This window comes from Microvirga guangxiensis (assembly GCF_900102135.1).
Lineage (GTDB): Bacteria > Pseudomonadota > Alphaproteobacteria > Rhizobiales > Beijerinckiaceae > Microvirga > Microvirga guangxiensis.
Genome location: NZ_FMVJ01000005.1, coordinates 344,750 through 370,337, shown reverse-complemented (window position 1 = coordinate 370,337; position 25,588 = coordinate 344,750). Strand labels below are relative to the sequence as shown.

The window sequence follows — 25,588 nt, the reverse complement described above, 5'->3', positions numbered from 1 at the left end:
TATGTCCGCAACCACAGCCAATCGCCCTCCCCGCGTCATCACCGGACGGACCGTCCTCATCTATTTCATCTCGTTCTTCGGCGTCATCTTCGCCATGAATTTCGTGATGATCCGGTTTGCCGTGTCGAGCTTCAGCGGCGTTGAGACGGAGAGCTCCTACAAGGCGGGGCTCACCTTCAAGAACGATGTGGCAGCCGCCCATGCCCAGGATGCCCGGCACTGGTCCGTAGAAGCAAACGTACAGCGCGGCGAGAACGGCAAGATCATCATCACGGCTCGCGATGACAAGGCTCAGGCCCTTGCTGGTCTCACAGCGCAGGTGAGGCTCGGACACCCGACGGACAAGCGCAACGACGTCGCAATGGAATTCGTGGAGACATCCACCGGCCAGTTCAGAAGCCTCACACCTCTGCCGGAAGGCAATTGGAATCTTGTGATCGATCTGAAGCGCGGGGAGGAGATCGTCTTCCGCTCCAAGAGCCGCGTAGCGCTCTAGAAAAGAGATATCGCTCATGTCCGAGAACCTCGATCTCTCCATCTTCGTCAAACATCAGGGCGATGGGACAGCGCATCTCGATCTCGCCATCGAGGGGATCGACTGCGCTGCCTGTATCGACGAGATCGAAGGCGGCTTGTGCCGTCTGGCCGGCATCGTGGACGCACGGCTCAACTACACGACGCATCGCCTTTCCGTGCAGTGGCAGGACGGCGCCCTTGTGCCCTCTACCATCGTCAGGGAGCTGGAGCGGTTAGGATATCGCGCTCATCCCTATCAATCTCGCCTCGTCGAGGAAGAGGAGACGCGCCGCTCCCAATGGCTGCTGCGGTGCCTGGCGGTGGCGGGCTTCGCCTCCATGAACATCATGCTGCTCGCGGTTTCGGTCTGGTCGGGCAATGTGACGGACATCACCCCTGAAACGCGTGACTTCTTCCATTGGCTTTCCGCCTTCATCGCGCTTCCTGCCGTGGCCTATGCAGGTCAGCCCTTCTTCCGCAGTGCCATCGGCGCCCTGAAGGCAAAGCGCACCAACATGGATGTGCCGATCTCCATCGGGATCATGTTGGCGCTGATCATGTCGGTAGTCGAGACGATCAATCATTCGGAACATACCTATTTCGACTCCGTCGTGATGCTGCTTTTCTTCCTCCTGTGCGGTCGCTACCTCGATCAGGCCATGCGCCGTCGCACACGCGCCGTGGCCGGCAATCTCGCCGCCCTCAAGGCCGAAGTCGCGCACCGCATCGACGCTAGCGGAGAAGCAGTTCTCGTCCCGACGGCTGCCCTCAACCCCGGTGACCGCGTTCTCGTACGTCCCGGCGAGCGGATTGCTGTCGACGGCATCGTGATATCGGGCAGCTCGGAACTCGATGAAAGCCTCGTCACCGGTGAAACCGTACGCCGCTCCGCCCTTGCTGGTGATGCTGTCTATGCGGGCAGCATGAACTACGAAGGCACCCTCACTCTTCAGGTAACCGCTGCCGGCAAGGGCACGCTTCTCGATGAAGTGGAGCGATTGCTGGAAACCGCCTCTGCCGCCAAGTCCCGCTATGTCCAGTTGGCCGACAAGGTCGCCCGCGCTTACGCACCCGTTGTGCATCTGACTGCTGCCATCACGGCCGTTGTCTGGGTCGCCATGGGTTCGTCGGTGCATGATGCCATCATCACGGCAGTTGCGGTGCTCATCATCACCTGCCCCTGCGCCCTGGCCCTTGCGGTTCCGGTTGTGCAAGTCGTGGCATCGGGCGCGCTCTTCCGCTCCAACGTGTTCCTCAATTCCGGCGATGCCCTGGAGCGCCTTGCCTCGGTGGACACCATCGTGTTCGACAAAACCGGTACACTGACGCTCCCTGAGATGCGCGTAGCCAATGCGAAGGCCGTCCGGTCGGATCTTCTCGAAGCCGCGGCCCGTCTTGCTCTCTCGAGCCATCATCCCCTTGCCGCCGCCGTTGCGCAGGAGGCAAAGGAACGTCGTCCGTACGAGGAAGTTGCGGAAGAGGTAGGCCAAGGCGTCAGGACTCTTGTGCATGGGGTCGAAATGCGCCTTGGCAGCCCGAGCTTCTGCGGCGCGATCGATCTCGCGGCTGAAAGTGTGGGCCAGGAGGCGGATGTCTCGGTAATTGCATTCGCACGCGGTCACGAACGCGCCATCCTGCTTGTGCGACAGGCTCTTCGTCCTGATGCCGCAGCAACAATCAAGGCACTGCTGGATCTAGGCGTCGATTGCCGTATCCTGTCGGGAGACCGCCCTGAGGCCGTGGCTCCCATTGCAGCTGCTCTCAATCTCCGCGAATGGCGTGGCGGCGCTAAACCCGCCGAGAAGATCGCAGCCATCGAGTCTCTCAAGGCCGAGGGCCGTAAAGTGCTCATGGTGGGCGACGGCCTCAACGATGCGCCTGCTCTTGCTGCAGCGGATGTGTCCATCTCTCCGATTACCGCAGCCGATATCACGCAGGCTCAGGCGGATGCGGTCTTCCTGGGAGATAAGCTCTCGCCCGTCCTCGATGCTCTCGCCATTTCCCGCCGGGCCCGTGCCCTGATGCGGCAGAACCTGATGATCGCTCTGGTCTACAATCTGATCGCAGTTCCTCTCGCATTCCTCGGCTACGTGACCCCGCTGGTTGCCGCGCTCGCCATGTCCGGCTCGTCGAGCCTGGTCACGCTGAACGCCCTCCGCGCCCGAAGGGCAAAGGCGAAGACTGCGTCTGAGACGTCCTTGCCCGGCGCTGAGACGCGGGCAGTTCCAACCTTGCAGGGGGCCTGATCGATGGAAGTCCTTATTTATCTCGTGCCTGTAGCCCTGCTTTTGGGTCTCACCGGCCTTGCCGCTTTTCTGTGGTCGCTGAAAGACGGACAGTATGACGATGTGGAAGGTGCGGCTCTGCGCGTTCTGAAGGACGACGACATCAGGTCATGACCACATCATCTGCCATGCCACGGGCAGGACGGCTCGACTGTCTCTGCGAACCGATAGAAGCTACCGGCAATATGTCAGATCGCGGCGGCACCGCGCTGCTTGCGGTGGCCTTCGCCTTGTCCGTGCTCTCGCAGGTTCTCACCCTGACCATCCTTCCGCTCGCGGGGCTCTCTCTTGCCCCCAGTGAGGGCTGGACCACCCTGCCCTATGCCGCCTTTTACGCCGGCGCGGCGCTGGCCAGCTTGCCTGCCTCTCTACTGCTCGATGCATTCGGCCGACGTGCCGCCTTCTCGCTCGGCGCCAGTCTCGGTGTCGCCGGCGGCCTGATGACGGCATGGTCCCTGCTTCAATGGCACTTCACGGGCTTGGTACTGGGCGCATTCTGGCTCGGGATCGCCAGCGGATTCAGCTTGTTTTACCGTCATGCGGCCGCGCCGCTTGGAGCTAAAGGCAAGAGTTCCATACTCGTCGTTTTCGGAGCGGCTGCCGCTGCTGGCTTGCTGGCTCCCACAGTTGCGAACCTTGCCGAAAGCGTTGCCGTTCCCCACACTCTTGTCGGCATTGCGTCAGCGGCAGCGCTCGCGCATGTAGGATCGCTCCTTGCAACGGCGGCTCTGCCATATCGGGCCATGCGCCGGAGGCCCCTCGAGACCAAGCCCCTTCAGGGATGGCAACGCCTTGTTTGGCCCAGTGTCATTGGTGCTGCCGGCTGGTTTTTCATGACTGCCTTCATGGGGGCCACCCCTATTGCCATGGTCGGCTGTGGTCTTGGAGAGGCCGTCTCCGGCGTTATTGCCTGGCATGTTATCGCCATGTATGCACCATCTCTGGCTCTCGCAGGCCTCCCTCAAGCGGTCCGGCCCATATGGATCGCCCTTGGGGGATGTGCATTACTGGCAGCGGCCGCATTGGCCTTCCTGCTTGCGACCAGTATCCCTGCCTTCAGCCTATCGACAGCTCTACTTGGTATTGGGTGGTCGTTGGTGACGATGGGAACCACCCTGTGGGTTCATCAGGAAGGCGAGCCATCGCGATGGCTGCTCGGACTCCATGATGGGATTCTCCTCAGTTCTGCCCTTCTTGGGGCCCTGGCAGCCGGGATCATAGCTTAAATTACGATCCGAGCTGTATGCGCATGTATCAAAGCTCCATCAGCCTGTGCTAGGAACGGCACAGGAATGGGACCGTTCTCCCCATATTGGCCTTTGCCGGTGACTGGAGAACTATCCAGGACTGGAGTTCGCTTTGACTGCCTCGGTTTCTGCCCCCGCATCTTTGCAACAATATATCAATTTTCAGCTCTTGGTCGATGCCGTAACGGATTACGCAATCTGTATGCTCGACACCGATGGCCGGATCGTCAGTTGGAACGCGGGTGCCGAGCATATCAGCGGGTGGGACAAGGACGAGATCCACGGCCGTCACTTCTCGATCTTTCACATCCCTGAAGACATAGCCTCCGGGAGGGCAGAGCACGCGCTCGAAGCAGCTCGCGACACAGGGCGCTATGAAGAACAGGGTGTCCGCCTGCGCAAGGACGGATCGCACTTTATCGCCCATGTGAGCCTGACCCCCCTGAGGAACGAGGCAGGTCAGCTTCTCGGTTATGCCAAGGTCACCCGCGATATCAGCGAACGTGTCGCTGCCGAGGAGGCGCTAAAGACTCGCGAGGCCCATCTGCGCTCGATCCTGGAGACGGTTCCAGACGCCATGATCGTCATCGACGAGCAGGCGCGCATCCAGTTCTTCAGTGCGGCAGCCGAACGCCTGTTCGGATACAAAGACAACGAGATCATTGGCGAGAACATCAAGATTCTCATGCCAGAACCCTATCGCGAGCAGCATGATGGCTACATGCATCGCTATCTCACGACGGGAGAGAGGCGCATCATCGGGATCGGCCGTGTGGTGGTTGGGCAAAGCAAGGATGGCTCTACCTTCCCCATCGAGCTGGCCGTCGGTGAAATGCGTTCAAGCGGCCAGCGCTACTTCACCGGTTTCATCCGCGACTTGACGGAGCGACAGAAGACGGAAGCTCGGCTCCAGGAATTGCAGTCTGAACTTGTGCATATGTCGCGCTTTACCGCACTCGGCGAAATGGCTTCGACCCTGGCTCATGAAATCAATCAGCCGCTCACAGCCATCGCAAACTATCTGAAAGGCTGCCGCCGCATCCTCCAACGGATGGAGGGCAAGGACGTCGGAATGCTGGAAGGAGCAGTGAACCAAGCCGCCGAGCAGGCGTTGCGGGCCGGCCAAGTCATCCGCCACCTGCGCGAATTTGTGGCGCGCGGAGAGAGCGAGCGGCATATCGAAAATCTGCCTAAGCTGGTCCAGGAAGCGAGCGCCCTCGCCCTTGTAGGCGCACGAGAAATCGGCGTGCGCGTCTTATATCGCTTCGATCCCAATGCAACTCTTGTGCTGGCAGACCGCATTCAGATCCAGCAGGTTCTGTTGAACCTCATCCGGAACGCCATCGAGGCCATGCAGGATGCGCCTCAGCGCGAGCTGGTGATTTCAACCCATGCCATTCCTCGGGAAGGTTTGGTGGAAATTAGCGTATGCGATACCGGCACAGGCATCGAATCGGAGGTGTTGGAGCGTCTGTTCCAACCGTTCGTGACCACAAAGAAGCATGGTATGGGCGTGGGCTTGTCGATCTGCCGAACCATCGTCGAGTCCCATGGCGGAAAAATCTGGATCGAGTCGGATGTCGGTCATGGCACGACATTCCGATTCACGTTGCGTGCTGTCAGTCAGGAGGAGTTAGCGAATGCCGAGTGAAGCGATCGTGCATGTGGTGGATGACGATCTGGCCGTACGGCAGTCCCTTTCCTTCCTACTCGCATCTGATGGGTTTCCGGTACGGCTCCATGAGTCAGCATCCGCATTCCTCGACACCGTAAAGACACCAACCAGTGGCTGCATCATCACTGACGTGAGAATGCCAGGCATTGATGGGATCGAGTTCCTCAGGCGCCTGAAAGGCCAAGGCTTCACATTGCCTGTCATCGTCATGACAGGTCACGCAGACGTACCGCTGGCCGTGGAAGCCATGAAGGAAGGCGCCATCGACTTCATCGAGAAGCCGTTCGACGACGATCTTTTCCTGGCTGCGGTTCGCGCTGCCTTAAAGCGCCAGGAGCAGCATGCCCATCACGATGCCCAGACCGCAGAGGTGCGCGCGCGGGTTCAGGCGCTCTCCGAACGCGAGAAACAGGTCCTGGAAGGCCTTGTTGCTGGCAAAGCGAACAAGATAATCGCCTACGACCTGGGAATAAGTCCCCGCACTGTCGAAATCTACCGGGCGAACGTAATGTCGAAAATGCAGGCATCCAGCCTCTCCGAACTCGTCCGCATGGCACTTCTCATAGGTGTCCGGCCGGAAGGTGGCGGTGGAGCCCTTAAGGAATGATCCTGAGCTTTCAGGCGGCCAGGGATTGACCCATATCAAGCCCCTGGTTCCTGGATTGGATTAGGTTCGGTGAGATCCTAAAACCAGGGACCCTTCAGGACCTTACCATGTCCATGACGCCAGGGCCGGTTATCGTCGTGGATGATGATGCCGCCGTTCGACAATCATTGAAGTTTGCCCTTGAGCTGGAAGGGATGGACGTGCGCCTCTATGAAAGCGGCGACGAGCTTCTTGCCGACCCGGAATTGCCCACAAACGGCTGCCTAGTTGTGGATTATTATATGCCGGCCATGAATGGGGTAGAGCTTATGGACAAGCTCCGCCGACGGCTCATTCGGCTCCCTGCGATCTTGATCACCGCCCGTGCCACCGACGACATGCGCAGGCGAGCGACCAGCTCCGGCTTCAGCCAAGTCATTGAAAAACCTTTAGAAGATGGCACCCTCCTCGATAGCATCCGTGGGGCACTGAGCATCCCTGCATAAGGTTTCCCGCGCCTCCGGGAAATCCCTTAGGGAGAGCATCTGAATTTCGCCTTTTACTGCGCCGGTTTACCTCTCAGCTCACGTCAAACATGAACCGCCGACGAGAGCCCCGATGCAGACCGCTCACGCTACCCTAAACAACCAGATCACCTCGAATGCTACGCTTCTGCGGCCTCGTCCGGCTCCTGAGTTCGGCACGGCCCGTGCCGTTACCAAGGATGAGGAAATCTTCGCTGAAGGGGACCGTGCCGCTTATTTCTATAAGGTGGTTTCTGGTGCGGTACGCACCTTCAAGCTGTTGAGCGACGGCCGCCGCCAGATCGATGCATTTCATCTTCCAGGCGATATCTTCGGCCTGGAAAAAGGTGATGAGCACCGTTTCAGCGCCGAAGCTCTGGGCGATGCCACCATCATCGCCTATCGCCGCTGCAGCCTGGAGGCTCTCGCCTCGCGCGACCAAGCATTCGCCAATCAGGTCATCGCCTCCATGATGAACTCGCTGGAGCGTGCGCAGGATCATATGCTTTTGCTGGGCCGCAAACATGCCCTTGAGAAAATTGCAACATTCCTGCTCGTCATGGCCGAGCGGCTGACGGAGGATGGCCATGTGGACCTCCCCATGTCGCGCATCGACATGGCCGACCACCTTGGTCTCACGATCGAAACCGTATCCCGTTCACTCACACAACTGGAACGTCAGGGTATCATTGAGCTGCCAGCCCACCGCCGCTCCATTATCCTTCGCAACAAGGCAGCCCTCGAACGACTCGAAGCATAATCGAAGGCGCAAGCCTCAGGTTCTTTGCTTGAACTTTCCGACGTACATTTCAGCGCGACTTTGCACGTCGCGCCAAACACACAACTCCCGCTTTGCATCTGCAAGAGCCCGATGAGCGGGATCGCCGCCTGACTTATCCTTGAGCCGGGCATCTACGAGAATCGCCTGGACATGACCGGCCCAGTCGCTTTCCGGCACGCCGGCTTCTTTTAAAATCCGTACGATCGCGCGCTCATGCGCAATATCCGTGTCCTGCAGGCGCAAGGCATGCCGGGGAAGCCCGGCACCTCGCAACAGCTTGCTGAGCCATTGACCGTCCCAGGAAGGAGCCGTGGCATACAGGGCATGCCCGGATAGGACACTCAACATGCGTTGGGCGACTTCACCGTGCGGAGTGCCTTCCTCAATCAATCGCTCACGCGTGACACGATGGGTCGCTTCGGCCTCCGGCGACCAATCGGTCCATTCAGGCGCCGGTTTGATCAGGTGGCTTTCCTCTCCGCCTGATGCGAATACCCAACCGACTTCGATCGGATAGCTCTCCTTGTTCAGGGATGAGGCTTCGAAATCAAGAAAGACGATATCCGATTGCTCAGTCATGGCACGGTCTTCCGATGGACCTCATTGTACAGCGACATGATGCAATCCCTGAACATTCAGGAAGCCTACTGCGCTAGGCGGATGCAGCTGCCAGCAATGGGACGACATTCGGAGCAAGCGGTTGCGATCTCTCAAGAAGCGCTTGAATTTTCTCGGCAAGATCCGTTGCACGATAAGGCTTGTAGAGAAGCTCGACATCCTCGATCGTCTCTTCGTTGTCGACATAGCCTGTCGTCAGGAGAACCTGCACATGCGGCTTCTCTTTCCTGATGATCTGGGCGAGGTCGATGCCGCTCAAGCCACCTGGCATGCGAACATCGGAGAGCACGAGGCGCACTCGGTCGTCTGTCTTCAGCAGAGTAGCCGCCTCATCGCCGGTCTCGGCCTCTATGACATCGAAACCGAGAGAGCTCAGTGTCGATATCGCAACCTGTCTGACAGCGGGATTATCCTCGACGACCAGAACGGTCTGCCCGGCACCAAAAGGGACTGTATCGCGCGTCTGCTTTTCGCTCAGGCTTTCGGCCGTTCCATGAGCGCGGGGCAGATAGATGCGGATGGTGGTGCCCTCATTGGGAGCGCTCTCAATCTCCACATGGCCGTGGGACTGCTGCACGAATCCATAGACCATGCTCAGCCCAAGGCCTGTTCCCTTGCCGCTCTCCTTCGTCGTGAAGAATGGCTCGAACACGCGCTGCAGCACCTCAGGTGCCATTCCTGTGCCCGTATCGCGGACTGAAATTGAGACGAAATCGCCTGGATTCTCTACTTTGCTTTCATCCAGTATTTGAGTACCGACTGCGATCGACAGATCGCCACCTTCAGCCATCGCATCACGAGCGTTGACCGCGAGATTGAGCAGCGCAGCCTCGAGTTGCGCGCGATCCACTTCTATGGGGTAGATATCTTCTTCGATCTGCAAGCTGACATTGATGTGCTCGCCCAAGGTGCGACGCATCAACTCCAGCAGACCCGGCATCAAGCTGCCGACATCAATGATGGAAACCTGCAGGGGCTGACGGCGAGAAAAGGCAAGAAGTCTGTGCGTGAGGTCAGCGCAGCGCTGCGCGCCTTCCATGGCCATTCGGACACGAGGCTCAGCCTTTGCATTGCCTTTGATGGCCCGCTGGAGGAGATCGAGATTGCCGATGACGACGCTCAGCATGTTATTGAAGTCGTGCGCGATGCCGCCTGTGAGACGGCCGACGGCCTCGAGCTTGCTGGCATGAAGCAAATTCTGTTCCATCTGCTTCCGCTCGGTGATGTCGAACCACATACCGAAAAACTCGCGCGGCCTCCCCTCGTCATCATGCATGAGCATGGTTTGATCAAGGAAGAAACGCTCTGTTCCGTCGGCACAGGTCCAACGATACTCAAGGGTAACCGTGCCTTGATCCGTTAATTCTTGAAGCTGGGTCAGCACTCGATCCCGATCATCGGGATGCAACCGAGACGACCAGAAGTCTGGCGATTCAAGAAAAGCCTTGGGTGGAAATCCGGTGATCCGCTCGATACTCTCGTTGGTGAAGTGCAGTTGCCGATGATCCTCCCGCACCGATGCGGTGTAGAGAGCAATCGGCAAGGACTCCAGAACAATCGATTGATGCTCTTCGCGACGGCGCAGCGCCTGCTCGGTCTTGAGCTTCTCGCTGCGCACGCGCAGGTTCTCCATGAGGAGGCGACGCTCCTCCTCACCCTGCCGCCGGATTTCTTCGGTCTTGCGATAAAGATCGACAAAAACATCGACCTTCGACTTCAAAATCAGCGGTTCAATCGGCTTGAAGACATAATCCACCGCACCGGCCGAGTAGCCGCGAAAGACGTGCATGTCGTCCTTGTTGAAAGCCGTGAGGAACAGAATCGGCACACGCGAGGAGCGTGGCCGGTTCCGGATGAGTCCCGCAACTTCATAACCGTCAAGACGGGGCATCTGCACGTCCAGGAGGATAGCTGCGAAATCATGCTTCAAGACCTCGCGGAGAGCAGCCTCACCGCAATCCGCCTTGATGATCTCGATGCCTGGGCCTCGCAGGATTTCCTCGGCGGCAATCAGATTCCGGGGGTCGTCGTCGACCACCAGAATCTTTGCCAGCACAGGGTTGGACAAAGTACGCGCTGGAACCTGAGGTTTCAGGTCTAAATCCTGCGGGCTTTGTCCGATATGTTCCATCATGTCCTCAGACCGGTCTCTGCCGCACTATTGGAGTGCATTTTCCCCTCAGGCACATAGGTGCTTCGACTGAGTTGAACGCGTAAGACCGCGAGAAGTTGATCGATGTCCACAGGTTTCGAGACATAATCGGTCGCGCCCGCTTCCAGACACTTCTCCCGATCTCCTTTCATCGCCTTTGCTGTCACAGCGATGAGCGGGATGTCACGATAGCGAGGATCCTTGCGGATTTCCCGCATCGTCTCGTAGCCGTCCATCTCAGGCATCATGATGTCGACAAGGGCGATGTCCACATCCGGCGTGTCCTTCAATTTCTCGATACCTTCCAAGCCGTTCTCAGCAAAGATAACGGAGAGGCCATATTGCTCAAGCGCACTCGTGAGCGAGAAAATGTTGCGCATGTCATCGTCGATGATCAGCACTTTCCGCCCTTCAAGCGTCGCCTCGCCTTTAGGCTCTACGATAATCTGGCTCTCTTCCGGGATCGCACTGATGGAGCGGTGCAGGAACAGGGCTGTATCGTTAAGGAGCCGCTCGGAAGAGCCTTCTCCCTTCAGAATGACCGTCGCGGCAATCTGCTCAAGGCGCCGCTCTTCGGCTCTGCTCAGGTCCTGCCCGGTATAGATGACGATGGGAAGCTCTTCGCCGCCCTTGGTTTTCCGGATGCGCTCGATGAGCTCCGCTCCTGGCAAGTCGGGCAATCCGAGGTCAACCACGGCGCAGTCGAACTGCCGGGCCTGAATCGTCTCAAGCGCTTCCTCCGCGGTGGCGACAGCTGTGATGTCCACCTCCTCGCCCCGCATGAGCTCCGAGATGCTCATGCGCTGATTTTCATCATCCTCGACAAGGATGAGTTTCTTCACAGGTCTATCGATGAAGTCCTTCGTCCGGTTGAGAGCCGTCATCAAGGATTCCCGATCCACCGGCTTTTCAAGGAAGCCGAAGGCACCCGCCCTCAGGCCGCGTTTCTTCTGATCGTCTACGGAGATCACATGAATGGGGACATGGCGCGTTCTCGGATCATGCTTGAGAAGATCGAGCAACGCCCAGCCGTCCATGTCCGGCAGGCCGATATCGAGGGTGATCGCGTGTGGCTTGTAGCGATGCGCAAGGGCAAGCGCTGCAGCACCATCCATGGCGATCAATCCCTTGAAGCCCTGCTCCCGAGCGAGTTCCAGAAGGACGGAAGCAAACATCGCATCGTCCTCGATGATCAGAACCACCCGGTCGCCTGACACGATGGCGTGCCTGTCATCGAGCGATGCCGACAGTGCCATGGGAGCAGAGGGCTGGCGAAGAACGGCAGATGACGTCTCCTCCGCAGCTCCAGCCGCTCCATTGCCATTGCTTCGGGTGCCTGAGGCCTGGGCCTGAGCATTGTGGTTCGCAGGCGGCTCAAGAGGTACGAACAGGGTAAAGGTCGAGCCCTGTCCCGGTGCACTCGTGACCACGATCTCACCGCCAAGGAGACGCGCGATCTCACGGCTGATCGACAAGCCAAGCCCCGTTCCGCCATATTTGCGGCTGGTCGTGCCATCCGCCTGCTGGAACGCTTCGAAGATGATGCGCTGTTTGTCCTCCGGAATGCCGATTCCCGTATCCGTGACGGAAATTGAAATCCACTGGCTGCCCGCTCGTAAGGGAGAGCCTTCCGCCGAGCCGACGTGAAGCCTGACGCCACCCTTCTCCGTGAACTTGAAAGCATTGGACAGAAGATTGCGCAGAACCTGCTGGAGACGCTTCGAATCCGTGCGGATCGTAGACGGAAGCCCCTCCTCCACGTCGATATGGAAGTCGAGCTTTCGCTCTTCGGCAATCTGACGGAACGTGCGCTCCATGTGGTTCACGAGATCCTTGAAGCCGACCTTCGTGACTTCAAGGCTTACGGTTCCCGACTCGATCTTAGACAGGTCGAGGATGTCGTTGATGAGCGCGAGGAGATCGGAACCAGCTGCATGAATCGTCTTGGCGAACTCCTTCTGCTTATCGCTGAGATTGCCCTCAGGATTCTCGGTGAGCAGCTTAGACAGAATCAGCAGAGAGTTAAGCGGCGTGCGCAATTCATGGCTCATGTTGGCCAGGAACTGGGACTTGTAGCGGGATGTCAGCGACAGCTGCTCAGCTTTTTCCTCCAGGGCTGTCTTGGCCATGGAAACTTCGCGGTTCTTGTCCTCGACCTCCTGCTTCTGCAACTCAAGCAAGCGCGCCTTATCCTCCAACTCCTCATTGGATTTTTGAAGCGCTTCCTGCTGCTGGCGCAGAAGCTCTTCGGACTGACGCAAGGTCGCGGCTTGTTGCTCCAGTCGATCGTTGGTGTTCTTCAGCTCCTCCTGCTGGCTCTGCAGTTCCGTGGTGAGAAGCTGCGACTGCTTGAGCAGGCCTTCCGTCCGCATATTGGCGGCAATGGTGTTGAGGACGATACCAATGGACTCGGTGAGCTGATCCAGGAACGATTGGTGCGTTTCCGAGAAGCGGCTGAACGAGGCAAGCTCGATAACGGCCTTTACTTCCTGTTCGAACAATACTGGCAACACGATGATGTTGAGAGGCGTCGCCTCGCCCAATGCTGATCCGATGGTGATATAATCGCTTGGCGCATTCGAGACGAGAATGCGCTTCTTCTCATAAGCGACCTGTCCGACCAGACCTTCCTTGAGGCGGAAGCGATTGTTGAGGCGCTTGCGTTCCGTGAAGGCATAGGAGGCAACGAGCTCCAGCATCGGCTCTTCGCTGTCGCCGTCGACTGTGTAGAAAACACCATGCTGTGCATTCACCAGCGGAGCAATTTCCGACAGGATCATGTTGGACACGGTGGTAAGGTCGCGCTCGCCCTGCAACATGCGAGTGAACTTGGCGAGGTTGGTCTTGAGCCAGTCCTGTTCCGCGTTCTTGAGCGTGGTGTCGCGCAAGTTGCGGATCATCTCGTTGACGTTGTCCTTCAGCGAGGCAAGCTCGCCGGAGGCTTCCACCGAGATCGACCGCGTCAGATCGCCTTTCGTCACGGCAGTGGCCACGTCTGCGATGGCGCGGACCTGAGTAGTGAGATTAGCAGCAAGCTGGTTCACGTTGTCGGTGAGGTCACGCCATAGGCCGGCAGCGCCCGGCACCCTCGCCTGACCTCCTAGCTTTCCTTCGACACCGACCTCGCGAGCCACGTTCGTCACCTGGTCAGCGAAGGTCGCGAGCGTATCGATCATTTCGTTGATCGTATCTGCAAGCGCGGCAATCTCGCCCTTGGCATCCACCGTGAGCTTGCGCTTGAGATCGCCCTCTGCAACTGCCGTCACGACGCTGGCGATACCACGAACCTGTCCGGTGAGGTTGTTCGCCATCGTATTCACATTGTCGGTGAGATCTTTCCAGGTGCCGGCGACACCGCGCACCTGTGCCTGTCCGCCCAGCTTGCCCTCAATGCCCACCTCGCGTGCAACGCGGGTCACTTCGGAGGCGAAGGAATTGAGCTGATCCACCATGGTGTTGATGGTGGATTTCAACTCCAGAATTTCGCCTCGAACATCCACAGTGATCTTTTTGGACAAATCACCGTTGGCGACGGCCGTCGTGACCTCTGCGATGTTGCGCACCTGGCCGGTCAGGTTGGCGGCCATCATGTTCACGTTGTCGGTCAGGTCCTTCCAGACACCGCCGACACCGCGCACCTGTGCCTGTCCGCCCAGCTTGCCTTCGGTGCCTACTTCGCGAGCCACGCGGGTCACCTCACCCGCAAACGAGTTGAGCTGATCCACCATGGTATTGATGGTGTTCTTCAGCTCGAGAATCTCGCCTTCGACCGCGACAGTGATCTTCTTGGACAGATCACCGTTAGCGACGGCCGTCGTGACCTCTGCGATGTTGCGCACCTGGCCGGTCAGATTAGCGGCCATCATGTTCACATTATCCGTCAGATCCTTCCAGGTACCGGCGACACCGCGCACTTGCGCTTGCCCTCCCAGCTTTCCTTCAGTACCCACTTCCTTAGCAACACGGGTCACTTCGGAGGCGAAGGAGTTGAGCTGATCCACCATGGTGTTGATGGTGTTCTTCAGCTCAAGGATTTCACCCCTCACCTCGACGGTGATCTTCTTGGACAGGTCGCCCATAGCGACGGCAGTCGTGACCTCTGCGATGTTACGCACCTGGCCGGTCAAGTTGGCGGCCATCAGGTTTACGTTGTCAGTCAGATCTTTCCAGGTGCCGGCGACACCTTCCACGCGTGCCTGACCGCCGAGCTTACCCTCGGATCCCACCTCGCGCGCCACGCGCGTCACCTCACCCGCAAACGAGTTGAGCTGATCCACCATGGTGTTGATGGTGTTCTTCAGCTCAAGAATTTCACCCCTCACCTCGACGGTGATCTTTTTGGACAAGTCGCCGTTAGCGACAGCCGTCGTCACTTCTGCGATGTTACGCACCTGGCCAGTCAAGTTGGCGGCCATCAGGTTTACGTTGTCGGTCAGGTCCTTCCAGGTACCCGCGACACCGCGCACTTGCGCCTGCCCGCCGAGCTTGCCTTCCGAGCCCACTTCGCGCGCCACGCGGGTCACTTCGGAGGCGAATGAGTTGAGCTGATCCACCATGGTGTTGATGGTGTTCTTCAGCTCAAGAATTTCACCCCGCACCTCAACGGTAATCTTCTTGGATAGGTCACCGTTGGCGACGGCAGTGGTCACCTCGGCAATGTTACGCACCTGGCCGGTCAAGTTGGCGGCCATCATGTTCACGTTCTCGGTCAGGTCTCGCCAGACGCCGCCGACACCTTCAACCTGGGCCTGCCCTCCCAGCTTTCCTTCCGAACCCACTTCCTTGGCCACACGGGTCACTTCGGAGGCGAAGGAATTGAGCTGATCCACCATGGTGTTGATGGTGGATTTCAATGCCAGGATCTCGCCCTTCACATCCACAGTGATCTTTTTGGACAGGTCGCCGCGCGCAACAGCCGTCGTGACCTCTGCGATGTTGCGCACCTGGCCGGTCAGGTTGGCGGCCATCATGTTCACGTTGTCGGTCAGGTCCTTCCAGACACCGCCGACACCACGCACCTGCGCCTGCCCACCCAGCTTGCCTTCGGTGCCCACTTCGCGCGCCACGCGCGTCACCTCACCCGCAAACGAGTTGAGCTGGTCCACCATGGTGTTGATGGTGTTCTTCAGCTCAAGGATTTCGCCCTTCACATCCACAGTGATCTTCTTGGACAGGTCGCCCATAGCGACGGCAGTGGTCACCTCAGCGATGTTACGCACCTGGCCGGTCAAGTTGGCGGCCATCAGGTTCACGTTGTCGGTCAGGTCCTTCCAGGTGCCGGCAACACCCTTCACCTTCGCCTGCCCGCCCAGTTTTCCTTCCGAGCCCACTTCGCGCGCCACGCGGGTCACTTCGGAGGCGAAGCTTCCAAGCTGGCCTACCATGGTGTTGACCACCTTGCCGATCCGCAGGAACTCGCCGCGCAAGGGGCGTCCTTCTGTTTCAAGCTCGATGGTCTGGCTGAGATCGCCCTTGGCAACGGCGCCGATCACGCGTGCCACCTCGACGGTCGGCTGAACGATGTCGCCGATCATGGAGTTGACGGAATTGATGCATTCGCTCCAGCAGCCGGTCGCTCCATCCAGGCGCCCGCGCTCACTGATGCGTCCTTCCTTACCCACGACCTTCGCGACCCGGTCGAGCTCGCCGGCAAGGCCTTGGTTCAGGTCAGCAATGTCATTGAAAGCCTCTGCGATCTCGCCATCAATCCCGGTCAAGTCCGAAGGCAGGCGAGCCGAAAAATCGCCTCTTCTGAAAGCACGCAAGACTTTGAGCAGCAGCCTGGGATCAAGCTGCGATGTGGCAGATTCAACTTGTGGCATGAAGCCCCCCGCATAACAAAATCCGGGCAAACGGCCCGGCACCCCTTGCTGTACGGACATCCCGACGGGCGTTTTCACTGCCTCTGGACGGAAGCCGACCATCCATAACGTAGGCCTCAGCCGAAAAGTTCCAAGGTGAAGCTCGGCTGTTTCAGCGGTGGACGCATTACAGTTAACGGCCAATGGCGTAATGAGGTATCGGTCAGGCAGATTCCAGAAGACGACGCCTCAGTTCTGCAAGTTCAGTCCTCTATCCCAAGGCGGGTTGGGGCCGAAGCGGTGTGCTAGAAAATCCACGAATGCCCGCACTTTGGCGGGTGGATGACGATTCGAAAGATAGACGGCGAATATTCCTGGCAGCTCGATCGTTGGGTGGTCCAGCGTCAGTGCAATGAGACGTCCTGATCGTATCTCCTCACCCACAACGAAGGTGGGCTCATAGATAAGTCCCTGCCCTGCCACGGCAGCGGCCATGAGGGCATCTCCATTGTTCACGCGAAGATTGCCCTTGATACCAACCTTAACTTTTCCTTCAGCCCCGAAAGCCCATTCATCAGGCCCCAACGCCCGAGAGAGGGTGTAGCCAAGGCAATTATGCTCGGCGAGTTCCGCTACTTTGGTGGGCGTTCCCCGCTCGGACAAATAAGCGGGGGAGCCGCAGAGCGCGAGGCGGCACGGAGCAATCCTGCGAGCGATCATTGTAGAGTCCCGCAAGCGACCGATGCGGATTGCAACATCCCACCCCTCTTCGATGAGATCGACGAAGCGATCATTCAAGCCAAGGTCCACTGTCACGGCAGGATGAAGGCGTGTGAACTCTGCCATAAGAGGCGCCACCTCCCTGAAGCCGAAGGACAGTGGCGCATTCACGCGCAGCACACCACGTACGTCCACCCGCTCAGCCGACGCAGTCGCCTCCGCCTCTTCGACTTCCGCGAGGATACGCTCGGCACTTTCAAGATAGCGTCGACCGGCCTCAGTAAGCGTCAGGCGCCGGGTTGTACGGTGCAGGAGTTTGACTCCCAACCGTTCTTCTATGGCGCCGACATGCTTGGTCGCCATAGTCTGCGAAATGCCGAGGGACCGCGCGGCGGCAGACAGGCTGCCTAGAGCTACAACCCGGACGAAAATCTGCATTCCTGTGACGCGATCCAGCATGAACCTCACTCCAGAAGAATGAGGTCTTAACCGGGATGCTCAAATTATCAAATCAGGCAGTGAGAAATCAGCAATGTCGCACCTGATTACAGGGCAGAGCACCGAGCGCTCTGGCCCAAGTCTCTGACTACTGTGCGTAACTTTGCTCCAGGATGCACAAAACCGAATAGTCGGTCATTAGCTGGATCCTGAAACGGCCTGTCGCCTTTGGTACATGGATGGCTTTTCGGTGATTAGGAGAGAGGCTATAGGCACGCGCGATTTTCACATCTATATATAAGAGATAGATATTTCCACATAAGGATTATGTTGAATGGCTGCGCACGGAGCCTTAGACCTCATCGGTCGGACGCCTCTCGTGGAGGTGACAACTCTGGATACCGGTCCTTGCAGGCTGTTCCTGAAACTTGAAAGCTCCAATCCAAGCGGCTCAATCAAAGACCGCCCTGCCCGGGCCATGATCGAAGCCGCGGAGAAGAATGGCGCCCTTAAACCAGGCGGGACCATTGTCGAGGCGACAGCCGGCAACACGGGCGTGGGTCTTGCTCTGGTGGGAGCCAGTAAAGGCTATCGCACGGTCCTTGTCGTCCCCGACAAGATGTCCCGCGAGAAGGTGCTGCATGCAAAAGCGCTTGGCGCTGAGGTGATCATTACGCGGTCGGATGTGGGCAAGGGACACCCCGATTATTACCAGGACCTCGCCCAGAAGATCACCAACGAGACTTCTGGTGCGGTTTACATCAACCAGTTCGAGAATCCGGCCAATCCCGCTGCGCATGAGGCGAGCACCGGTCCCGAGATCCTGGAAGGGATGGGAGGCGATGTGGATGCCGTGGTGGTCGGCGTCGGATCAGGCGGCACGCTGACGGGCATCGGGCGTTATCTCAAGAAAACCTCTCCTAAGACCGCGATGATCCTTGCCGATCCCGCCGGTTCGATCCTCGCGCCTCTCGTCGAGACGGGGGAGATGACCGAGGCTGGATCCTGGGCAGTCGAAGGTATCGGCGAGGATTTCGTGCCGCCGAACTGCGATCTCTCTCTGGTCAAGAAGGCCTACTCCATCAGCGACAAGGAAAGTTTTTCCGCGGCTCGCGATCTTCTGCGCAAGGAGGGCATTCTCGCGGGCTCCTCCTCTGGCACGTTGCTGGCCGCGGCCCTTCGCTATTGCCGCGAGCAGACGGAGCCAAAACGCGTGGTCACGCTCGTCTGTGATACGGGCGCCAAATATCTGTCGAAGGTGTTCAACGACGCTTTCATCGCTCAGGAAGGCTGGCTTGACCGCGTGCCAACCGGCACGGTGCGCGATGTGGTAATCAATCCCTTCGGGGAAGGCGCGACGATTTTCGTTGCCCCTAACGAGACCATCCGCTCCGCCTTCGCACGCATGCGCTCCTCCGATATTTCACAGCTGCCCGTCATCGAGAATGGCCGCGTCGTCGGCCTCATCGACGAGAGCGATATCCTTGATGCACTGGTAGCGGATGAAAGCGCTCCTCAAGACGTCTTCAACAAACCTGTTCGCGAGATCATGGTCACACGCCTGCAGACCATTGCAGCGCAAGCGCCAGTGAAAGATCTGCTGCCTCTGTTCGCCGCCGGCTTCGTGCCAGTGATCATGGATGGCGACACCTTCGTTGGTCTCGCTACCCGCATCGACCTCATCAACCTTTTCCGGATCCAAGCCTAATGAACGCTCGTAACCAGCTCGCCTTCGCAACCCGCTGCATTCATGCGGGTCAAGCGCCGGACCCCACAACCGGCGCGGTGATGATGCCTATCTACGCCACCTCTACCTTTGCGCAGGAAAGCCCCGGCGTTCATAAAGGCTTTGAATATGCGCGTTCGCAAAACCCTACGCGCATGGCCTTCGAGCGCTGCATCGCAGACCTTGAAGGGGGTACGGCGGCATTCGCTTTCTCCTCCGGCCTTGCCGCCAGTGCAACGGTGCTCGACATGCTGGAGCATGGGTCTCATATCGTCGCGTCCGATGATCTGTATGGCGGCACGCGTCGCCTGTTCGAAAAGGTGCGCAAGCAATCTGCTAATCTCGACATCACATATGTCGACCTCGGCAACCAGGAAGCCGTGAAAGCTGCCTTGCGACCCAATACGCGTCTCGTCTGGGTGGAGACCCCTACCAACCCTCTCCTGAAGCTCGCGGATCTCGAAGCAATTGCACAGGCCACGCGTGGGCATGGTACGCTTCTGGTGGCTGACAACACATTTGCGAGTCCATGGGTACAGCGCCCGCTGGAGTTCGGCTTTGATATCGTTGTGCATTCCACGACCAAGTATCTCAACGGTCATTCTGACATGGTGGGCGGCGTTGTCATCGTGGGAGAGAACGAAGAAGTTCGCGAGAAGATTGGATATCTTCAGAATGCTGTCGGCTCGGTTTCCGGTCCGTTCGACAGCTTCCTGGCTCTGCGCGGCCTGAAGACCTTGTCATTGCGTATGGAGCGCCACTGCACGTCGGCCCTCAAGATCGCAGAATTCCTTGAAGCTCATCCTCAGGTCGAAGGCGTCATCTATCCCGGCCTTGCATCGCATCCTCAGCATGAATTGGCGAAGCGTCAGATGCGCGGCTTCGGCGGCATCGTTACAGCCCGGATCAAGGGTGGCCTCGATGGCGCAACACGTTTCCTGGAGCGCTGCCAGCTCTTCACGCTGGCGGAGAGCCTTGGAGGGGTAGAAAGCCTTATCGAGCACCCTGCCATCATGACTCACGCTTCCGTTCCACCGAACGTGCGTGCGGAACTCGGCATTGACGATGGTTTGGTGCGCCTGTCGGTTGGCATCGAAGACACGGACGATCTGATCCAGGATCTTCGTTCGGCTCTCGCCTAAGTGGCATCTGCTTCGGAAAGGCTCGGTGCGAATCGAGCCTTTCCCTACTCAGTGCAGCTTCGACGTGATCCGTTTGATGGTTGCGTCGAGCAAAGCCATAGCCCCGTCTCTACTCGCCTGGGACAAGGCAGACAGGTCAGCCTCCCCCCTGGTTTCGCTCGCGGTTTCCAGTAGCGCGAAGTAAGCCATATCCCGCTTCGGGTCACTGGCTTCGCCTTTAAGGGCGCTGATCGCGTCGATGATGCCCGCATGCTGTCCCGCATCGACGAGATCGCGAGCCCTCTTCAAAAGGTGGAGAACCGTAATTTACCTATCCATTGCGGCGAGCCCCGTATCGCAGCCGGATTATCTTTTTAAGCGCTGACTGCTTCAGCAGGATGGCGGATTTCGCCATTTCCGACAAGAGAATGCGCGGGACTGCGACGCCCCACCACACAAGCCCAGCAGAAGAAGCGGGGCAAACTTATGAGCAATTGAGCACCTGACCCTGTTAGTAAATGATTTCCAGGGATGCCGAAGCGAGCCAAGCAGCATATCGAGCCTTGGAAGGTTAGAGAGATCACCTGCCTGAGAGAGTTTGGTAAAAATGGACGGAGGAGCCATGCCGAATTCATTGCTTCTCTCCTAGGCGCAACAGGCTCATCTAAGAGCCTTTTTCAGATCACCCTCTCTGAATCCAGAGTTTTCACCAAAGCTCCTACCGGATAACCTTGCGTCATCACCTCATAAAAAGTAAAGCTTGGCCACGGTTTCGCCCCATTCAACACCCAAAAGCCCTCCTTGCTATGTTTTGAAGTACTAAACCTTACCGTCTCATTTTTGAGCGTCGTTTCTGAGTATATTTCTGCGTTTCTATTTTTTCTGAAAGCATCACAAAGGTTTAATCCTCGCTCACCCCACTTCATTGACCCCCTAGACCCTGAAATTGCTTCCGGCAAGTCACACATGATTTGCGGTTATCATTTTGCGTGATCTCCAGTCCGGCACAGCCTGCATTTCAATCGGGTTTCTTGATTTTTAAGAGAAGATATTATGGCAACGATTTATGTCTCGACGACCGGCAGCGACTCCAATTCCGGTGCCTCCGGCAGCCCTGTTAAAACCATCAGCAAAGCCTCACAGCTTGCTAAGGCTGGCGATACCGTGCTGGTCGGCGCAGGCACCTATAAGGGCCTGGTGACGATCAGCTCCAGCGGTTCTGCCTCTGCGCCGATCACCTACAAGCCTGTCGACGGCGCCAAGGTGATCATCGACGGAGCAGGCACCCCCACGAACTCCTCGCTCGTGACGATCAGCGGCAATTACGTGGTGTTTCAGGGCTTCGAGGTTCAGAACGCGCAGCGCACAGGCATCAGCCTTTGGGAGTCGCATGACGTTAAAGTGTTGAACAATAAGGTGCACGATAGCGTACGCGCTGGCATCTTCTCGGGCGCCAGCAGCGTTGGGACATCCTACAACAATGTCATCGAGGGCAACGAAGTCTGGAACAACGTCAAGGAAAACACCTCGAAGAACTCGTCGAGCGGCTGGGCGCAGGCTATCGGTGCCTATGCTTCGGACAACCTCACCATCCGCAACAACAAGTCCTATGACAACTGGGGTGAGGGTATCGGCGTTCAATCCAGCATGAATGCGAAAATCCTGAACAACACCACGCACGACAACTTCAGCGTCAACATCTATCTCGACAACGCGCAGGCTGCTGTGGTGCAGGGCAATACGGTCTACACCACCAATGACACTACGTATTACCGTAATGGGAAAGCTGCCTGGGGCATCCGCATCGCCAATGAGCATGTAGACCGTCCGCTGCCATCGAAAGACATCGTGATCACCAACAATGTCCTCGCCGGTTCAGGCGAGATCGGCTACGGCGCCTATGAGGCGAATACGGGCTTGATCAACCCCAAGATCGAGAACAACACGTTCTACTCGAGCTACACGCAAATTCCTAACCTGGAGAATGGTGGCACGCCGGCCCCGACGCCGACGCCTACCCCCACTCCCCTGCCGCCGATTGACAATCCGGTCACGGCTGCCGATGACTTTTACTCGGCGACTGAAGATACCGTTCTTACGGTTGCGGCATCGAAGGGCGTGCTTGCCAACGATACTGCTGCCGATGGCGGCAAGGCTGCCGTCGCCGGCACCTTCGCGACAGCCAAAGGCGGCAGCGTAAAGCTCAACGCCGACGGCTCATTCTCCTATACCCCGAAGGCAGACTTCTTCGGTTCGGATAGCTTCACCTACACCGTGAAGGACGCCGATGGCGACACCGATATCGGAACCGTCACTTTCTCCGTAGCCGATGTGGCAGAGACGCCCAGCACGCCTCTTCCTCCGACCGCTCCGACTACACCCAGCACACCGACTCCCACGCCCACGCCCGTAAAGACTATCAACGGTACAAGCCGTTCGAACTCTCTGAATGGCACCTCCGGCAACGACAAGATTGACGGTAAGGGTGGCAACGACAAGATCAACGGCAAGGGCGGCAATGACATTCTGATCGGCGGATCCGGCAAGGATACGTTCACGTTCGATACCAAGCTGGGAAGCACCAACGTAGATGTGATCGTCGACTTCAAGTCGGGGCAGGATATCATCGACCTTAACGACTCGGTATTCACCAAGCTCAAGGTGGGCAAGCTCTCAGCGAGTGCATTCGTTGTCGGCGAGAAGGCCTTGGATGCCTCGGACCGGATCATCTACAACAACAAGACGGGTGATCTGTACTACGATGCGGACGGTTCTGGTTCTGGGGAGGCGGTGAAGTTCGCCACCATAGAGAACAAGGTCAAGCTGTCGGCATACGACTTCTACGTTATTTAATAGCCCGATTCAGTATTGGAAATGACGCGGCCCCGGTCCCACCGGGGCCGCGGTCCGTTGTGGAGTCAGAAATAAGCCGCGGCTAAGACTAGGCACTGTGGGCGCGGGCTAGACTACAACCATATCGATGAAGCCGTTAGCTTAAGCAGCTCGGCGTGCTACCTGGATGCCTTGGAGGGGACGGAGCGACCTTCGCTCGAGCCTGCCTCTCTACGATAAAGGTCAAGGTTGCGTTGAAGGTGAGATCGCAGCGCAACCAAGGCGATAACGAGGACCGCCAAGAGACTGCCCCCAAAAGGAGCAGCAGCGAGCGCAATCAAACCGCCCCAAAAAGGCCAAAGCGCAAAGAAAGTGACAACCGCACCTACGACGGCAAGCAATGCAACAGGCATCTAAAATGCTCCCTCGGAGACCGACACCATAGCGACCTTATATTGCAGTACACTAGATGAGCCATAAAGATAGGTTAACATCATTTTTTGAAACTGTATCACAAATCATTCCGTCTGCAATAATATCTGGAGATGTGTCGGGCATCTACACGGTGTAGGGCCCATTTCATGGAATGAGAAGGACGAGCGTAGCTCGTGAAAGGGGCTGCGCCGAAGAGCAATCTGCTCGATAGTCAGCACTTATGGCCAAGCCTCAGCGTTAAAACTAAACCCGTGACGCGCTTAGGATGGAATGGCCGGTCTCACCTGGAACTGCCGGGAGCATGCTGCGATAAAATTTTTGGCGGCCTAAGACGAGCTCTCAGCTTCTGCATAAGCCGCTTCATCTTCCTTCCCATCAGCCCTACGAAGACCTGTGGGATGAAAGTGCGCCGCGCACCATCAATGATAGTGCATCCCGGCAGCACGCAAATCGTATGCAGCCCGTTTGGATAAGGGCCATGAGGATCAGGCTTCAGAACTGCGACCACCTCTTCGGAAAACTCCGACGGCGTGAGAGCTAGAATCCGGTTTATGACCACAGCTGCCCCGTAGCCGGTCGAACAATCCTGCGCTGGCCTATAGAGCTCGCCGTCATGCACAAATGGCGTCCCGGCCGGACGACCTGAGCGAATATCGACCTTCAGGGGATTTGCGCGATGAGGCTCCCAAGGTCCGGTCAGTTCGTCCGCGTACCACGCGAAGAGGGTGCTGTTGGGGCCTGCTTCCTGACTTGTGCAAAGAAGCCACCAGCGGCCGTCGTGTCGAAAGACTGTCGAGTCAACCGCAGGGAAGTCCTTCAGCAGCGTCGCAACTTTCGTCCAGGCCTTAAGCGTCGCGCTTGCGCGGAATAGGGAGACCTCCCTGGCTTCGAACGTTTCAGGGATGCAGTAAATGTGCCCATCGTGCTCGAACAGGAATGGATAGGACATGTGACAGGGAAGCTCGATGACAGGTTGAGATCCTCCGAATGTCTGCCCATCCGCACTTTCTAGAATGGAGATACGTCCCCTCTCCTTCTTCCAGGGATATTCCTCGGCCAGTATCGTCACGCGGCTCTTGGAGCCGCTAGGATCTGCAATGCCGAAAGGATCGGCCAGAAACACGCCTTTCGTCTCAGGTAACCAGCGCACAGCCCTTGGGACCACGCTCGTTATATCTCCGGAGCCACTACCCCGAGTTAGCTTCAGCACCTCATGTATCGGAGCATCGATAATGCCGACATTCCATTGCTGCTGATGAAAGAGCCAATCAACCGTGTTCTTCATCCAGGCCTTGGCCGATATCCAGGCAAAGCGCAGCATCTCAAGATTGCTCGGGAGATGGTATGTCGGTGCTTTGGCCGAAGATGGCGCATGATCGATGTAAGCCGCACCTCCCCTCTGGATGTCCCGGCAAACTTGCTGCGGCCAATCCGAGCTCCCAAAGAGGACGCTGTCGCGGTTGCGGGCATATGAGCGAGCGAAGGTTTTGAAATAACCGCGGCGGAGAATTATCCCTGTTTCCGCTCCATCGACACAACGTTGAAGGGTTGCGCCGGTGACTGGATCTCCGTTGAAGATCTCCCAAAAACATGGCGGCGCGCCCCGATACTTATCTGGATCTCCATGTTGGAAAGACCAAACACCATAACGCGGAATGCGTAGAATTTCGCCTTGCAAGCGCTGCGGGGTGAACTGCAGCACGAAGTCAAGATCGTAACGGCGGATTTCCTCCAGAACATCCTCAGTGAGGGATTGCAGACCCTCTCCTGAGGTTTCCACCCTCCAATTGATTGCCGGAAGATTCTGGATCAGGCCAGATGCATCCTTAGGGGTTGTTGAACGCGACGCCTGGGAGAGAAGCATACGATCGTACAGCTTCCACAATATGGCTGCTTCACCTCGACCACTCCCTTTCTGAGTGTTGTACCGGTTCGGAGCATGAGGATCGGCAATGATCAGCAGTACAGCTGTGGCCTCACCTCCTTTGAGGAGGCTCTCTATACATTGCTCCTGCCAGGAAGGGAGCGATGTGCCAGAACAAATAATTCCAAATCTCAGCATACGCTGGCTATCGAGATCAACCGACCGAACCACAATACCCCCCTCGCTTCACGACAGCACTCAGCTAAA

At 57.9% G+C, this 25,588-nt stretch carries 17 protein-coding genes; 11 read left to right on the top strand and 6 right to left on the bottom strand.

The window, feature by feature from the left end; genetic code table 11:
- The first annotated feature begins 1 nt into the window (after position 1).
- The 8 genes from BLP10_RS10555 to BLP10_RS10520 all read left to right on the top strand — a co-directional run bounded on the left by BLP10_RS10555 (position 2) and on the right by BLP10_RS10520 (position 7,593).
- Positions 2-496 (top strand): FixH family protein, encoded by a 495-nt coding sequence (locus BLP10_RS10555; RefSeq protein WP_175493869.1) that lies wholly within the window; start codon positions 2-4, stop codon positions 494-496.
- A gap of 16 nt (positions 497-512) precedes the next feature.
- Entirely contained in the window at positions 513-2,762 is a 2,250-nt protein-coding gene (locus tag BLP10_RS10550; RefSeq protein ID WP_091134090.1) for a heavy metal translocating P-type ATPase, read from the top strand.
- A gap of 3 nt (positions 2,763-2,765) precedes the next feature.
- Positions 2,766-2,915 carry a cbb3-type cytochrome oxidase assembly protein CcoS gene (ccoS, locus tag BLP10_RS10545; RefSeq protein WP_091134088.1) on the top strand — a complete coding sequence of 50 codons (150 nt, stop codon included), beginning with the start codon at positions 2,766-2,768 and terminating at the stop codon, positions 2,913-2,915.
- Positions 2,912-4,027 carry an MFS transporter gene (locus BLP10_RS10540; RefSeq protein ID WP_139165468.1) on the top strand — a complete coding sequence of 372 codons (1,116 nt, stop codon included), beginning with the start codon at positions 2,912-2,914 and terminating at the stop codon, positions 4,025-4,027. Before ccoS ends, BLP10_RS10540 begins: the two co-directional genes overlap by 4 nt.
- Before the next feature lie 133 nt (positions 4,028-4,160).
- Positions 4,161-5,699, top strand: a complete 1,539-nt coding sequence (locus tag BLP10_RS10535) for a PAS domain-containing sensor histidine kinase (protein WP_425286946.1) — start codon at positions 4,161-4,163, stop codon at positions 5,697-5,699.
- A complete protein-coding gene (gene fixJ / locus BLP10_RS10530; RefSeq protein ID WP_091134080.1) occupies positions 5,689-6,330 on the top strand; it encodes a response regulator FixJ in 642 nt (213 codons plus the stop codon). The genes BLP10_RS10535 and fixJ overlap by 11 nt, the downstream gene beginning before the upstream one ends.
- 107 nt (positions 6,331-6,437) lie before the next feature.
- Entirely contained in the window at positions 6,438-6,815 is a 378-nt protein-coding gene (locus BLP10_RS10525; RefSeq protein WP_091134079.1) for a response regulator transcription factor, read from the top strand.
- Positions 6,816-6,927: 112 nt separating this feature from the next.
- Complete coding sequence (locus tag BLP10_RS10520; protein ID WP_091134077.1) at positions 6,928-7,593, top strand: helix-turn-helix domain-containing protein; 666 nt, start codon at positions 6,928-6,930, stop codon at positions 7,591-7,593.
- Positions 7,594-7,608: 15 nt separating this feature from the next.
- Here the strand turns inward: BLP10_RS10520 and BLP10_RS10515 are convergent, their stop codons facing one another.
- From BLP10_RS10515 to BLP10_RS10500, 4 genes are all read right to left on the bottom strand, one after another.
- The gene (locus tag BLP10_RS10515) at positions 7,609-8,193 is read right to left on the bottom strand and encodes a 3'-5' exonuclease family protein (protein ID WP_091134075.1); all 585 of its coding nucleotides are present in this window, start codon (positions 8,191-8,193) and stop codon (positions 7,609-7,611) included.
- 73 nt (positions 8,194-8,266) lie between these two features.
- On the bottom strand, positions 8,267-10,366 hold the full coding sequence (locus BLP10_RS10510) for a response regulator (protein WP_091134073.1): 2,100 nt from the start codon (positions 10,364-10,366) through the stop codon (positions 8,267-8,269).
- Entirely contained in the window at positions 10,363-16,206 is a 5,844-nt protein-coding gene (locus BLP10_RS10505) for a HAMP domain-containing protein (protein WP_091134328.1), read from the bottom strand. Before BLP10_RS10505 ends, BLP10_RS10510 begins: the two co-directional genes overlap by 4 nt.
- Before the next feature lie 228 nt (positions 16,207-16,434).
- Entirely contained in the window at positions 16,435-17,364 is a 930-nt protein-coding gene (locus BLP10_RS10500) for a LysR family transcriptional regulator (RefSeq protein WP_091134326.1), read from the bottom strand.
- 313 nt (positions 17,365-17,677) lie between these two features.
- On the opposite strand from BLP10_RS10500, the gene BLP10_RS10495 reads away from it, so the two are divergent.
- Both BLP10_RS10495 and BLP10_RS10490 read left to right on the top strand, forming a co-directional pair.
- Positions 17,678-19,051, top strand: coding sequence for a pyridoxal-phosphate dependent enzyme (locus tag BLP10_RS10495; protein ID WP_091134071.1), 1,374 nt, complete (start codon positions 17,678-17,680; stop codon positions 19,049-19,051).
- Positions 19,051-20,211, top strand: a complete 1,161-nt coding sequence (locus tag BLP10_RS10490; RefSeq protein WP_091134069.1) for a cystathionine gamma-synthase — start codon at positions 19,051-19,053, stop codon at positions 20,209-20,211. Before BLP10_RS10495 ends, BLP10_RS10490 begins: the two co-directional genes overlap by 1 nt.
- A gap of 48 nt (positions 20,212-20,259) precedes the next feature.
- Here the strand turns inward: BLP10_RS10490 and BLP10_RS10485 are convergent, their stop codons facing one another.
- Positions 20,260-20,499, bottom strand: a complete 240-nt coding sequence (locus tag BLP10_RS10485; protein WP_091134068.1) for a hypothetical protein — start codon at positions 20,497-20,499, stop codon at positions 20,260-20,262.
- Positions 20,500-21,243: 744 nt separating this feature from the next.
- On the opposite strand from BLP10_RS10485, the gene BLP10_RS10480 reads away from it, so the two are divergent.
- Positions 21,244-23,043 (top strand): Ig-like domain-containing protein, encoded by a 1,800-nt coding sequence (locus tag BLP10_RS10480; protein ID WP_091134066.1) that lies wholly within the window; start codon positions 21,244-21,246, stop codon positions 23,041-23,043.
- Between the two features lie 694 nt (positions 23,044-23,737).
- Here the strand turns inward: BLP10_RS10480 and BLP10_RS10475 are convergent.
- Positions 23,738-25,552: a glucosamine inositolphosphorylceramide transferase family protein gene (locus BLP10_RS10475; protein ID WP_139165467.1), complete on the bottom strand. Its 1,815-nt coding sequence runs from the start codon at positions 25,550-25,552 to the stop codon at positions 23,738-23,740.
- Positions 25,553-25,588: the final 36 nt, after the last annotated feature.